We start from the raw sequence: 12,612 nt of genomic DNA on the forward strand, positions 1-12,612 counted from the left end.
CGGACTCATGATGATCCTTCGCCCAATCCAGCAATGTGATTACCCAGCTTTATTGAAAATAGCCCACGAATCGGGCCATGGCTTTACCTCTTTGCCGAATAACGAAGCGTTATTACAAAAGAAAATAGACCATTCATTAAGCTCATTCGCAAAAAGTGCATCTCACCCGGGTGATGAAGGTTACTTGTTTGTTCTTGAAGATAGCGAAACAGGTGAAGTCGTCGGAACTTCGGCTATTGAAGCCGCTGTAGGTTTAGATGATGCATTTTACCATTATCATTTAAGTAAAGTGATTCACTCATCACGTACGCTTGATGTATACAAAGCGGTTGATATTTTAACGCTCTGTAACGATTACACCGGTGCTACTGAATTGTGTACGTTATTTCTAAAAGATGGTTACCGTAAAAATAATAACGGTAAATTGCTGTCAAAAGCACGCTTTATGTTTATAAAACAACATCAACAGCGTTTCGCTGAAACAGTTATTGCAGAAATGCGTGGTGTATCAAATGAAAATGGCGACAGCCCATTTTGGCAATGGCTCGAAGAGCACTTTTTCTCAATGGACTTTCCAACAGCCGATTACCTAACAGGAATTGGCCAAAAAGTGTTTATTGCCGAACTCATGCCTAAGTACCCAATTTACGTGAACCTGTTAAGTAAAGATGCGCAAGAAGTGATTGGCAAAGTCCATAACAACACACGCCCAGCAATTGAGTTATTAAAAAGTGAAGGTTTTACCTTTAATGGTTACGTTGATATTTTTGATGCGGGCCCAACTGTTGAAGCTAAAGTAGATAATATTGCGACTATTCGTAATGCCAATAACTTTACCGTGAAAATTGGTGAAAACAGCGGTGACACGCCAGTAATGCTGGCGAATGATAAATTAAATGACTTTAGAGCAACTGTCGCACAGTTAAACTTCGATGCGACAAGTGCAGAGCTTACATTGCCACAAGTAATGGCAGACGCACTTTATTTACAAGCGGGCGATACCGTTACCGCAACAAGCTTATAATTTAGGAGAAAGTATATGACTCATCCTGCACAATTTATTAATGGTCAATGGTCACAAGGCCAAGGCGATTCATTTAATTCAGTAAACCCTGCAAATAACGACGTTATTTGGCAGGCTAACTCGGCATCTGCTGAGCAAGTAAATAGCGCAGTAAGCTCTGCACGTGAAGCATTTTACACTTGGGCTGATAAATCTTTTGATGAACGTTTAGCGATTGTAAAAACGTTTGCAGAAACACTAAAAGAACATAGCGAAGAACTTGCTGTAGCGATAGCACAAGAGACAGGTAAGCCATTATGGGAAACGCGTACAGAAGCGGGTGCCATGGTAGGAAAAATCGCTATTTCTGAAAAGGCTTTTTTAGATCGCACCGGTGACGTTGAAAACCCAATGCCACAAGGTCGCGCTATGATCCGTCACAAGCCACACGGTGTTGTTGCTGTATTTGGCCCTTATAACTTCCCAGGCCATTTACCTAACGGTCATATTGTTCCTGCGCTTTTAGCCGGTAACACAGTGGTATTTAAACCATCAGAGTTAACGCCTATGGTGGCTGAGCTAACGCTTAAGCTATGGGAAAAAGCAGGTTTACCAGCTGGGGTTATTAACCTTGTGCAAGGTGAAGTTGAAACAGGTAAAGCACTTGCTGCACATAAAGAGATTGATGGCTTGTTTTTCACCGGTTCATCACGCACTGGCCATATTTTACATGAACAGTTTGCAGGCCAGCCAGGTAAAATTCTCGCATTAGAAATGGGTGGTAATAACCCACTTATCATTACTGATGTGGCAGACACTAAAGCGGCAATCCACGATATTCTGCAATCTGCGTTTATTTCAAGTGGTCAACGCTGTACGTGTGCTCGTAAATTATTTTTACCAGCAGGTGAGCAAGGTGACGCAATTCTAGCCGGATTAATTAGCGCGACTCAGGCAATTAAAGTAGGTAACTACGATGATGCTGAACAACCATTTATGGGGTCGATGATTTCATCAGCAGCCGCTGCAGGTATGGCTAAAGCACAACAGCAATTAATTGAACTAGGTGCAGAAGTTTTAGTTGAGCTTACACACACTGAAAATACAGGTTTTGTAACACCAGGTATTTTAGAGTGTAGCAATGTAACTGACTTCCCAGATGATGAGCACTTTGGTCCTTTATTAAAAGTATTCCGCTTTACAGACTTTGATAGCGCAATTGATAAAGCAAACGACACCAGCTTTGGTTTATCGGCAGGCTTGTTAAGTGATAACGCAGCTGATTATGACCACTTCTTGCGTCGCATTCGTGCAGGTATTGTAAACTGGAACCGTCCAATAACAGGTGCATCAAGCGCAGCCCCATTTGGTGGTATTGGAGCGTCAGGTAATCATAGAGCAAGTGCATATTATGCGGCAGATTACTGCGCATACCCTGTTGCTTCAGTTGAACTTGAAAAAGTCGCGATGCCAGCAACATTGAGCCCAGGTCTAAAAATTGACTAATATTGTACTCTAGTTTGGTACTAAATAACTAAAAAAGCAGCCTAGGCTGCTTTTTTTGTATTGGTTACTGAGCAAAGGTAGCAATTAAAAGCGCTTTCTGCTTAAATCATTAGAGTTCCAATAATTTTATTACAGGTGTTTTAATTATGGTTTTAGATAGGCAAGGGTATGATGATCTCATCATGTATCTTACTCAAAATTTAGCGTTATTTGAGAAGCCCGGCGAAATAAAACCTGGCGCTCCTACGATAATGGAGTTAATTGAAGACGATATAGCTGAAAATGTGATGCTGTTATGCGAGCAACATACAGAGCTTTCAACAGAGCAGCGTGGCATGATCGTGCGTGAGGTTGATGGCATTGTGTATGATTTACAAGAAGTGCTCAGCAGTGTTACCAGCAAACAGGTGACCATAGAGCAGCACGCATTTATTGATGAGTTTGCTGGACTAGTGAAAAATTTATTTGATAATGCTGTGGCTGAAGGGGCTTAAGTAAACGGATTATCGCTTTTTATTCTTCGACACTCGCATCTTGAGGTGGCTTGGGTATACAATCAAGAAAATAATTTTTTTGAGAAATAATATGCAAGCGAATGTAAAATGGGTTGAAGGCGATACGTTTATTGGTCTTTCTAATTCTGGCCACAATGTAGTTTTTGATGCTGGCAGCGACAGCGCAGCACCGAGCCCAATGGAAATGGTATTAATGTCAGCAGGGTGTTGTTCATCTGTTGATGTGGTAAGCATTCTAAAAAAAGCCAAACAAAACTTCTCAGATGTTCAAGTACAGATAAACGCAGAACGCGCTGAATCAGCTCCTCGCGTGTTCACTAAGATAAACCTACACTTTGTTGTTACCGGTGATAATGTCTCAGAGAAACACCTTGCACGTGCTGTACAGTTGTCTGCTGAAAAGTATTGCTCAGTCGCATTAATGCTTGATAAAACAGTAGAAATTACCCACAGCCATGAAGTTGTGCAACAACAGCTAAAATAACGCTTTTTCCCGTGGTGAAATTCGTATAAAATCCGCGAACTTTCATTCTGCAGTGGCAGATTTCACTAGTTTATAGGTTGGTTTATCATGAACAAACCCTTCGATAAAATTAAACTACATGGCTTTAATAACTTAACCAAAAGTTTAAGCTTTAGTATTTACGATATTTGCTACGCAAAGACCGAACAACAGCGTAAAGAATATATTGAATATATCGACGAACAGTACAATGCTGATCGACTAACCGATATTTTAGGTGAAGTGGTTGATATTATCGGCGCAAACATTCTTAATGTTTCTCGCCAAGATTATGATCCGCAAGGTGCCAGTGTCACAATATTGGTATCTGAGGAGCCAATCGAACAACAGCAAACCTATGATGTTGACGAAACGCCTGGGCCATTGCCTGACACTGTTGTTGCGCATTTAGATAAAAGTCATATCTGCGTTCACACGTATCCTGAAGCACATCCTGATGATGGTATTTGTACGTTCCGTGCTGATATCGAAGTGTCGACGTGTGGTATTATCTCGCCACTAAAAGCGCTGAACTTCTTAATTCATAGTTTGGATTCAGACGTGGTGACAATCGACTACCGTGTACGTGGTTTTACCCGCGACGTGGATGGTGTGAAGCACTATATCGATCATGCTATTAATTCGATTCAAAATTACATGACTGAAGATACCAAAGAAGCGTACCAAATGATGGACGTGAACGTGTATCAAGAAAACCTATTTCACACTAAGATGATGTTAAAAGAGACCGATTTAAATACTTATTTATTTGGTGTGTCTACAGATGACTTATCTGACGACGAAGAAGAAGAAATTCGTTCTAAGTTAACCCGTGAGATGCAAGAGATTTTCTACGGCCGTAATTTACCAGATACAGAATAAGCTAAGCTTGTTTAAAAACGGCGCATAACGAAAGTTATGCGCCGTTTTTTGTGTTAGATAGCGAGAGTGAAGTGCTCTCAGTGTCGGTGGTAAACTTGCCAGTAGGGTTTAGCGCCTAATAAAAAGCAAATACCAACGTATAGCCAAACCAAGCTGGCTACTAATTGCCAAATATCAAGCTCAGTTGAGCGAATGAGTAAGGGGATTGCAATTAAAGCACGGGCTATGCAAATCAATGCGATGGTTGATAAAGCCGCTGTGGTTAAAGGCATTTTTCGTATTATGCCCGCAGCACAAAGCGCATAGGCACTACAGGTAAACATAAGCCCTGCAACTAAAATGGTGGCAATAGGCGCAAGGAATGTGCCTTGCTGAGCAGACTCTATCAAGGCGTGTGGCGCTCTAGCAAAGGCATACCAGCTTGGCCCACCCCAAATACAGAGTAAATGCCAGATAGCCGCGGTAAATGCGATAACCCCCGCGCTAATTAACAGCTTCTCGGTGTTATTTTTTGTATTATCTAAATCTACTTTTATCATTCTATGGTTTCATCATCAGGTGGATCGCCCGAGTCTTCTTCACGCTTACGTTTTTCTTGCTTGGCTTTTTGAACATTCTCAAATTGCGGAGGAGGAACAGGAAATAACGAAATAAGCGGGAAGAAAGACAAAAATAAAAATGCACCCCGAGACATAGTTTTACCCGAAGCCAGAATTTTTCTCATGGCCCACACTATAATAAGTAACAGTAAGGTGACGACAAGCCAATGTAGTAATAATGTATCAAAGCCAACCCTATCTAATAAATCCATTTGTTTTCAATATGGTTACTAATATGAAGTTAATGAGGGTTAATTGAACAATATCAAGTCAGTGAAACTCACTTGTTATTTGACTGCTATTGTCACCGCTTATATGCTGATAAAAAGCCATGATTAAGGTTGAATATGTCAGCAAAATTACCCCAATGTGTATTTAGAGCCGAGCAAGTACGCAGATACGAGCCTAATGCAGCAGAGCAAAGCGCTGTGTCTATGTATACGCTGATGGAGCGTGCAGGGAAGGCTGTGTTTGAGCAGGTAATTAAACATTACCCACATGCGCAAAATTATGTCATTTTAGTTGGCGTTGGCAACAATGCTGGTGATGGCTATATTGTTGCAAGCTTAGCAAAACAAGCTGGTAAACAGGTTACGGTGATTGCTGCATTACCAGATAAGCCTTTAACAGGAGATGCGCTAACAGCGCAAAAAGCGTGGTTGGCTGTTGGCGGTGAAATATCAAATTATGACCCGAAAACGATAAAAACTACTGACATTATTATTGATGGTTTGCTGGGCACAGGTCTTAAAAGTGAGGTGCGAGAACCATTTACTAAATTAATAAAAACGGCCAACGATAGTCTCGCGCCAATTGTTGCGATTGACTTACCTTCGGGCATTGATGCTGACACCGGTGTTGTACAAGGTATTGCTATTCAAGCCGAGCTTAGTGTTACGTTTGTTGGCATAAAGCAAGGCTTAGTAACGGGCGAGGGCAGAGCATATGCGGGTAAATGTGAATTTGCAGACTTAGGCGTTGGCCAAGCGTTTATCCAATTGGCAACGCCAAGCGCAGCGCTTATTAATTATGACACTACACAAGGCTTAACTAAGCGACAAAACAACAGCCACAAAGCCAGTCATGGCAAGTTACTGTGTGTTGGTGGTAATGCGGGCACTGCTGGGGCTATACGCTTAACAGGTGAGGCCGCGCTGCGCAGTGGTGCAGGTATGGTAAAAGTATACACTCATCCAGAGTCAGTCCTTGCAGTGAGTATTGGTCGGCCTGAGCTGATGGTTACCGCGGCTGATTTAACTTCAGCACTCGAGTGGGCTACATGCATAGCCATTGGTCCAGGGCTTGGCCAAGACCCATGGGCTAAATCCACTTTTGATGCAGTTATTCAACACTGTGTTGCCCACAATAAAGCAATGGTTGTCGATGCCGATGCGTTAAATCTTATTGCTCAGCAATCATCGCCTATTGCACTGAAAAAAACGGTATTCACCCCGCATCCTGGCGAAGCCGCACGGCTACTTGATTGTACCATTAATGATATAGAGTCAGAGCGATATCAAAGTGCACGCAAATTGACAGAAACATATTCAACGACCTGTGTACTCAAAGGAGCGGGTAGTATCATCGCTAATGACACTAAAGCGTGGGTATGCACTGATGGCAACCCCGCACTAGCCGTAGGCGGCAGTGGTGATGTACTTACTGGCATTATTGCTGGCCTTATCGCACAAGGATTAACGACTGAGCAAGCTGCGTGTTTAGGTGTGACCTTACACGCAAAAGCCGGAGATATAGCCGCACAGCGCGATGGCGAACGAGGTATGCTACCGAGCGACCTATTTGCAATAGTCAGAGAGTTGGTAAACGAAAGCTAAGCTTTGAAACTTTCTCTTTGTTCCTTTTATCTTGAAATTATTCAATTCGCTAACTTTACTCTCAAGACTCACTAACTAAGCCCCAATACGCAAAAACCCAGCCGAAGCTGGGTTTTTATAAGCGAAGTGCTTAGGGGGATGATTACATCATGCCGCCCATGCCACCCATTCCGCCCATGCCACCCATATCAGGGGCACCAGCAGCGTCTTCTTTAGGGATTTCAGCAACCATGGCTTCAGTGGTGATCATAAGACCCGCAATCGAACCTGCAAATTGTAGTGCAGAGCGCGTTACTTTAGTTGGATCTAGGATACCCATTTCAATCATGTCGTTGTATTCGCCAGATGCTGCGTTGTAACCGTAGTTACCTTCGCCGCCTTTAACTGCGTTAATGACTACAGACGCTTCGTCACCTGCGTTAGTTACGATTTGACGAAGAGGTGCTTCCATAGCACGCAGTGCTACTTTGATACCGTGGCTTTGGTCTTCGTTGTCGCCTACTAGTGCAGCTAGTTTGCTAGCAGCACGAACTAGTGCAACACCACCACCAGGTACTACGCCTTCTTCAACCGCTGCGCGAGTTGCATGAAGTGCATCTTCAACGCGGTCTTTTTTCTCTTTCATTTCGATTTCAGTTGCTGCGCCAACTTTGATTACTGCAACACCGCCGGCAAGTTTTGCCATACGCTCTTGTAGTTTCTCTTTGTCGTAGTCAGATGTTGCTTCTTCGATTTGTGCTTTGATTTGTGAAACACGACCGTTGATGCCATCTTCTTCGCCAGCACCGTCGATGATCGTTGTATCATCTTTAGTGATTACTACGCGCTTAGCTGTACCTAAGTCTTCGATTGTTGCTTTTTCAAGCTCAAGACCGATTTCTTCAGAGATAACAGTACCGCCAGTTAATACTGCGATATCTTGTAGCATTGCTTTACGACGGTCGCCAAAACCAGGTGCTTTCACAGCTGATACTTTAACGATACCGCGCATGTTGTTTACTACAAGTGTTGCTAGTGCTTCACCTTCAAGGTCTTCAGCAATGATAAGTAGTGGCTTGCTTGCTTTAGCAACCGCTTCTAATGTAGGTAGTAACTCACGGATGTTAGATACTTTTTTGTCTACAAGTAGAATGAATGGGTTATCTAGTTCAACTGCGCCTTTTTCAGCGTTGTTGATGAAATACGGCGATAAGTAACCACGGTCAAACTGCATGCCTTCTACAACATCAAGTTCGTTCTCAAGTGATTGACCTTCTTCAACAGTGATAACACCTGTGTTGCGGCCTACTTTTTCCATCGCTTCTGCAATGATGTCGCCAATCTCTTTATCAGAGTTAGCTGAAATAGTACCTACTTGAGCAATTGCTTTAGTATCAGCACATGGTACTGAAAGTTCTTTAAGCTCTGCAACAGCAGCGATGATTGCTTTATCAATACCGCGCTTAAGGTCCATTGGGTTCATGCCCGCTGCAACTGCTTTTAAGCCTTCATTTACAATAGATTGTGCTAAAACTGTAGCGGTAGTTGTACCGTCACCGGCTGCATCATTTGCTTTAGATGCAACTTCTTTCACCATTTGAGCGCCCATGTTTTCAAACTTGTCTTCAAGTTCGATCTCTTTTGCCACTGATACACCATCTTTAGTGATCACTGGTGAGCCAAATGATTTGTCTAGGATTACGTTACGGCCTTTAGGGCCTAAAGTTACACGAACTGCGTTTGCTAAGATGTTTACGCCAGCTAACATTTTACCGCGTGCGTCACCTGCAAAAAGTACTTCTTTTGCTGCCATGATTTTTTCCTCTAAATTCTTAAATGTTTGTTAAACGAAAAGTAGGTTTAGCCTACAATGCCTAAAATGTTGTCTTCACGCATGATCAGGTACTCTTGACCTTCGATCTTTTCAGCTTTTTCAACATATGAGCCGAATAACACAGTGTCACCGACTTTAACTTCTAATGCTCTCACATCACCGTTATCTAGAGTACGGCCATTACCAACAGCGACAACTTCTCCGCGGGTTGATTTCTCAGCAGCAGAGCCAGTTAATACAATACCGCCAGCAGACTTGGTTTCTTCTTCTAGACGCTTAACGATCACGCGATCATGTAAAGGACGAATGTTCATTTGTTTAGTTCTCCTAACAGTTTCTGAACAGGACAGAAAAAAGTTTTGTGTGTACTCGTGCAGCTAAGTCAGTTGTATTTAACTGCATCGATTTAGTTGTACTCAGTAATGGGGGTAATGCGTAAAAATCCAAGAGAAAAAAATAAAAATTTTAATCTTTTCTCTCGTATTCACCATCAATCGTGGTTGGCTCACTCATTTTACGTGGTTCATGCTCTTGTTGAGTCTGCTGGGTAAATGGCGAAGGGCCTTGCTGCATACCTGCACTCATACGTACAGTTGCTTGGCTGGCAAGTCCTGCGGCAAGTTTGTTGCGAATCGCTGGAATGAGTAGTAAAAAGCCAAATACATCGGTCATAATGCCTGGGGTTAGTAATAAAACACCGGCGATAATTACACATAATCCGGTAAATAATTCTTTGGCGGGCATTTGACCTTGGGCCATTTGTGTTTGCACATTTTGCAGTGCGCCCATGCCTTGCTGCCTAACTAATTTTGCACCGCAAATAGCAGTTAAAATCACTAGTGCAATAGTGGCAAAGCCACCAATTACATCGGCTACTTGAATGAGTAACGCGATCTCAATAATTGGTACGAGAATAAATAACAAAAATAAAAATCTAAACATAAAGCTCTCTAAAGTGTGCTCACGTAACATCGTGATGAAATATAAATATGGGCTAACAGGTCTTTTTTCAATAGTAAACGTATAGCGTTAGTACATCGCTACACTTTGCTCTAGCTATCAGCTACTATGAGTTGGGCAGAATTAACAACTAAAGGTTCAATATGATGACAACTCATTTTCGACTAGTTTTTACCACATGTGAAAACGCTACTGAGGCGCGTGCTATGGCAGAGCAGTTGGTAAGCCTAAAATTAGCCGCGTGCGTTAGCATTTTACCCAATGTTGAGTCAGTTTATATGTGGGAAGGTGAAGTAACGCAGGCTACAGAATGCAAGCTGCTTATTAAAACTAAGTCTGAAAAAATGAATCAAGTTATCCAAACTATAAAGCAGTTACATAGTTATGAGATTCCTGAAATTCAGGTGGTTGATGTATCAACGGGCAATTTAGCCTATTTTAATTGGATGGATGAGGTACTTAATTAATGCGGTTTTTTGTTTTCTTGCTTTGTACGCTGTGGTTACTACCTGCACAAGCAACTAATAATGTGCTGAGTGATTTATTAAAGCCGGCTGATCAAACTTTTCTACCTGTAGATCAGGCTTTCACATTTGATTTTGATCAGCAAGGCAGCACTTTATTTATAGGCTGGGATATCGCCCCAGGTTATTACCTTTATAAAAAGAAGCTTGAGATCATTGCTAAAGACGCTGAAATCACTGTGCCTTCACTTGGTGAAGGAGTGATCATAGAAGATGAATTCTTTGGTAAAACAGAGGTCTTCTTTGACTCTTTAAGTGTTATTAGTAAATTATCGAATGTGGCAAAAGAGGGGGTTGTTAAAGTTCGCTATCAAGGCTGCGCCGAAGCAGGACTTTGCTACCCTCCTGAAATTATTTCTATTCCACTGAGCGTTATTACAGGTGAAAACCCGCCATCAAATAATAGCGCAACAGACACATCAAGCGCATTAGCTGCTCTTAATAGTGACCCATCAGCTGTAAATGAAACTACTACTGTACAACAAGATGACGTTGAAAAAGAACAAAACTTTACCGAAAAACTGGCATCACAAGGCTTGCTAACTAATTTAGCTATTTTCTTTTTAGTAGGCATTGGCTTAGCATTTACTCCTTGTGTATTTCCAATGTTTCCTATCTTGTCGAGCTTGATTGCTGGGCAACAAAACCTCTCTACAAAAAAAGCATTTGCACTATCGTTTGTGTACATTCAAGGCATGGCGGTCACTTATGCAGCGCTGGGTCTTGTGGTTGCTGCGTTAGGTGGCCAAGTGCAAGGTTATTTACAGCACCCCTATGTGTTAATTAGCTTTAGCTTATTATTTGTATTACTTGCTATGTCGATGTTTGGTTGGTACGAAATAAAATTACCAAGCTCCATGATGAATAAGCTAACGCAGGTGAGTAATAATCAAAAAGGTGGCAATTATATTGGTGTATTTTTGATGGGGGTTTTATCTGGCCTGATAGCATCACCTTGCACGACAGCACCATTATCAGCAGCGTTATTATTTGTTGCGCAAAGCGGTGACTACTTAGTCGGCGGTTTAACGCTTTATGTTTTGAGCCTTGGTATGGGCATACCATTATTGCTGTTAGGTACCTCAGGCGGTAAGTTACTGCCTAAAGCGGGTGGTTGGATGGAACAAGTTAAAACCTTATTTGGTTTTATCATGCTAGTTGTTCCGCTGATACTGCTCGAACGTATTGTTGATTTTGACATCATACTATTAATGGCTGGCTTACTCGCATTAGCAACAGCGCTTTATTTACATCATTGGCAAAGTGGCCAAAGCCAAGGCAAGCTCAAAACTGCACTGTGGTTTGCTGCAACGATATTGGTTATTACCGGTGTAAGTTTAACTAAAAACTATATTTGGCCAGCACCAACTATTAGCGCCTCTACTGAGCAAAAATCACAAAAGCATGAATTTAAATTGGTTGCTGATTTAGCTGAACTCAAGCAAGCAATTAGTGATGCCAATAATGAAGGTCGTTTAGTGATGGTGGACCTTTATGCTGAGTGGTGTGTTGCTTGTAAAGAGTTTGAAAAATACACCTTCCCTGAACAAAATGTGCAAGCCGAGTTTGCTCATTTTGAGTTATTAAAGATTGATCTTACTGAGAGCGATGAAACTACCATTGAAGTGATGGAAGAATATACGGTATTTGGATTACCTAGTATCTTGTTCTTTGATACGCAAGGTGAAGAGCTTGCAGCGCAACGTGTGACAGGCTTTTTAGACGCAGAGGATTTTACTAAAAAGCTAATAAAGGTGCGTGAACACGCTGAATAATTACTTTTTGTACAATTTAAAACAACGCCACTCACTGTAGTGGCGTTTTTTGTTTCTCGGGTATACCTAGTCATTAGACCAGTATTTTGCTGCTATTTACATCGAACTGGCTATAATAGGTGGTTAACGTGAGAAATACTTGTTATTTTATGTTTAACCCCAAGCTAATTAGTGGGTTTTATAGTAAAAATGGCTTAACTCATTATTTATAGGATTATCGCGTATTATGGCTGCAAAATTTAAGATTTTTGTTCTAAATGGCCCTAACTTAAATATGCTTGGTAAGCGTGAACCTGAGAAATATGGTTCACAAACGCTGGGCGAAATTATGAGCGAACTAACAACCGTCGCCCATGGTTTAGATGTTGAGTTAACGCATTTTCAAAGTAATAGTGAGCAAGCTTTAATTGAGCATATACATAGTGCTTGGCAAGTTATTGATTGCATTATTATCAATCCAGCAGCATTTACGCATACAAGCGTAGCTTTACGTGATGCTTTGCTGAGTGTTGATATCCCGTTTTATGAAGTGCACTTAACAAATGTGCATGCGCGGGAAGCGTTTCGTCATCATTCGTATTTTTCGGATGTAGCACAAGGCGTGGTATGTGGATTAGGTGCAATGGGTTATCGCGCAGCATTAGAAGCTGCTGTTAGTCGGTTGCAAAACGCAAATTAATTTTAAACACACAAACTAG

At 41.7% G+C, this 12,612-nt stretch carries 14 protein-coding genes; 9 read left to right on the forward strand and 5 right to left on the reverse strand.

Features of this window, described 5'->3' with window-relative positions; translation table 11 throughout:
- The first annotated feature begins 7 nt into the window (after positions 1-7).
- The 5 genes from astA to speD all read left to right on the forward strand — a co-directional run bounded on the left by astA (position 8) and on the right by speD (position 4,408).
- Positions 8-1,024 carry an arginine N-succinyltransferase gene (astA, locus tag ACFI4Z_RS13430; protein ID WP_462671037.1) on the forward strand — a complete coding sequence of 339 codons (1,017 nt, stop codon included), beginning with the start codon at positions 8-10 and terminating at the stop codon, positions 1,022-1,024.
- A 15-nt stretch (positions 1,025-1,039) separates the two neighbouring features.
- A complete protein-coding gene (astD, locus tag ACFI4Z_RS13435) occupies positions 1,040-2,509 on the forward strand; it encodes a succinylglutamate-semialdehyde dehydrogenase (RefSeq protein WP_462671038.1) in 1,470 nt (489 codons plus the stop codon).
- Between the two features lie 146 nt (positions 2,510-2,655).
- The gene (locus tag ACFI4Z_RS13440; RefSeq protein WP_394192932.1) at positions 2,656-3,003 is read left to right on the forward strand and encodes a DUF3802 family protein; all 348 of its coding nucleotides are present in this window, start codon (positions 2,656-2,658) and stop codon (positions 3,001-3,003) included.
- A 91-nt stretch (positions 3,004-3,094) separates the two neighbouring features.
- A complete protein-coding gene (locus ACFI4Z_RS13445; protein ID WP_462671039.1) occupies positions 3,095-3,508 on the forward strand; it encodes an OsmC family protein in 414 nt (137 codons plus the stop codon).
- Positions 3,509-3,595: 87 nt separating this feature from the next.
- Positions 3,596-4,408 (forward strand): adenosylmethionine decarboxylase, encoded by an 813-nt coding sequence (gene speD, locus ACFI4Z_RS13450; protein WP_058560823.1) that lies wholly within the window; start codon positions 3,596-3,598, stop codon positions 4,406-4,408.
- 77 nt (positions 4,409-4,485) lie between these two features.
- On the opposite strand, the gene ACFI4Z_RS13455 is transcribed toward speD, so the two are convergent.
- Both ACFI4Z_RS13455 and ACFI4Z_RS13460 read right to left on the reverse strand, forming a co-directional pair.
- Positions 4,486-4,947 carry a hypothetical protein gene (locus ACFI4Z_RS13455; RefSeq protein ID WP_462671040.1) on the reverse strand — a complete coding sequence of 154 codons (462 nt, stop codon included), beginning with the start codon at positions 4,945-4,947 and terminating at the stop codon, positions 4,486-4,488.
- Complete coding sequence (locus ACFI4Z_RS13460; protein WP_462671041.1) at positions 4,944-5,219, reverse strand: hypothetical protein; 276 nt, start codon at positions 5,217-5,219, stop codon at positions 4,944-4,946. Before ACFI4Z_RS13460 ends, ACFI4Z_RS13455 begins: the two co-directional genes overlap by 4 nt.
- A gap of 135 nt (positions 5,220-5,354) precedes the next feature.
- Here ACFI4Z_RS13460 and ACFI4Z_RS13465 point away from each other — a divergent pair, with 135 nt between their 5' ends.
- On the forward strand, positions 5,355-6,842 hold the full coding sequence (locus ACFI4Z_RS13465; protein WP_462671042.1) for an NAD(P)H-hydrate dehydratase: 1,488 nt from the start codon (positions 5,355-5,357) through the stop codon (positions 6,840-6,842).
- Positions 6,843-6,984: 142 nt separating this feature from the next.
- On the opposite strand, the gene groL is transcribed toward ACFI4Z_RS13465, so the two are convergent.
- From groL to ACFI4Z_RS13480, 3 genes are all read right to left on the reverse strand, one after another.
- A complete protein-coding gene (gene groL / locus ACFI4Z_RS13470) occupies positions 6,985-8,634 on the reverse strand; it encodes a chaperonin GroEL (RefSeq protein ID WP_462671043.1) in 1,650 nt (549 codons plus the stop codon).
- A 47-nt stretch (positions 8,635-8,681) separates the two neighbouring features.
- Positions 8,682-8,969 carry a co-chaperone GroES gene (locus ACFI4Z_RS13475; RefSeq protein ID WP_016709118.1) on the reverse strand — a complete coding sequence of 96 codons (288 nt, stop codon included), beginning with the start codon at positions 8,967-8,969 and terminating at the stop codon, positions 8,682-8,684.
- A gap of 151 nt (positions 8,970-9,120) precedes the next feature.
- Positions 9,121-9,597 (reverse strand): FxsA family protein, encoded by a 477-nt coding sequence (locus ACFI4Z_RS13480; RefSeq protein WP_462671044.1) that lies wholly within the window; start codon positions 9,595-9,597, stop codon positions 9,121-9,123.
- Positions 9,598-9,761: 164 nt separating this feature from the next.
- On the opposite strand from ACFI4Z_RS13480, the gene cutA reads away from it, so the two are divergent.
- The 3 genes from cutA (at position 9,762) to aroQ (ending at position 12,593) form a co-directional block, all read left to right on the forward strand.
- Entirely contained in the window at positions 9,762-10,082 is a 321-nt protein-coding gene (gene cutA / locus ACFI4Z_RS13485; RefSeq protein WP_099295432.1) for a divalent-cation tolerance protein CutA, read from the forward strand.
- On the forward strand, positions 10,082-11,914 hold the full coding sequence (locus ACFI4Z_RS13490; protein WP_462671045.1) for a protein-disulfide reductase DsbD: 1,833 nt from the start codon (positions 10,082-10,084) through the stop codon (positions 11,912-11,914). The genes cutA and ACFI4Z_RS13490 overlap by 1 nt, the downstream gene beginning before the upstream one ends.
- Positions 11,915-12,140: 226 nt before the next feature.
- Positions 12,141-12,593 (forward strand): type II 3-dehydroquinate dehydratase, encoded by a 453-nt coding sequence (gene aroQ / locus ACFI4Z_RS13495; protein ID WP_462671046.1) that lies wholly within the window; start codon positions 12,141-12,143, stop codon positions 12,591-12,593.
- Positions 12,594-12,612 lie beyond the last annotated feature (19 nt).

The organism is Pseudoalteromonas sp. RWi3 (assembly GCF_054960735.1).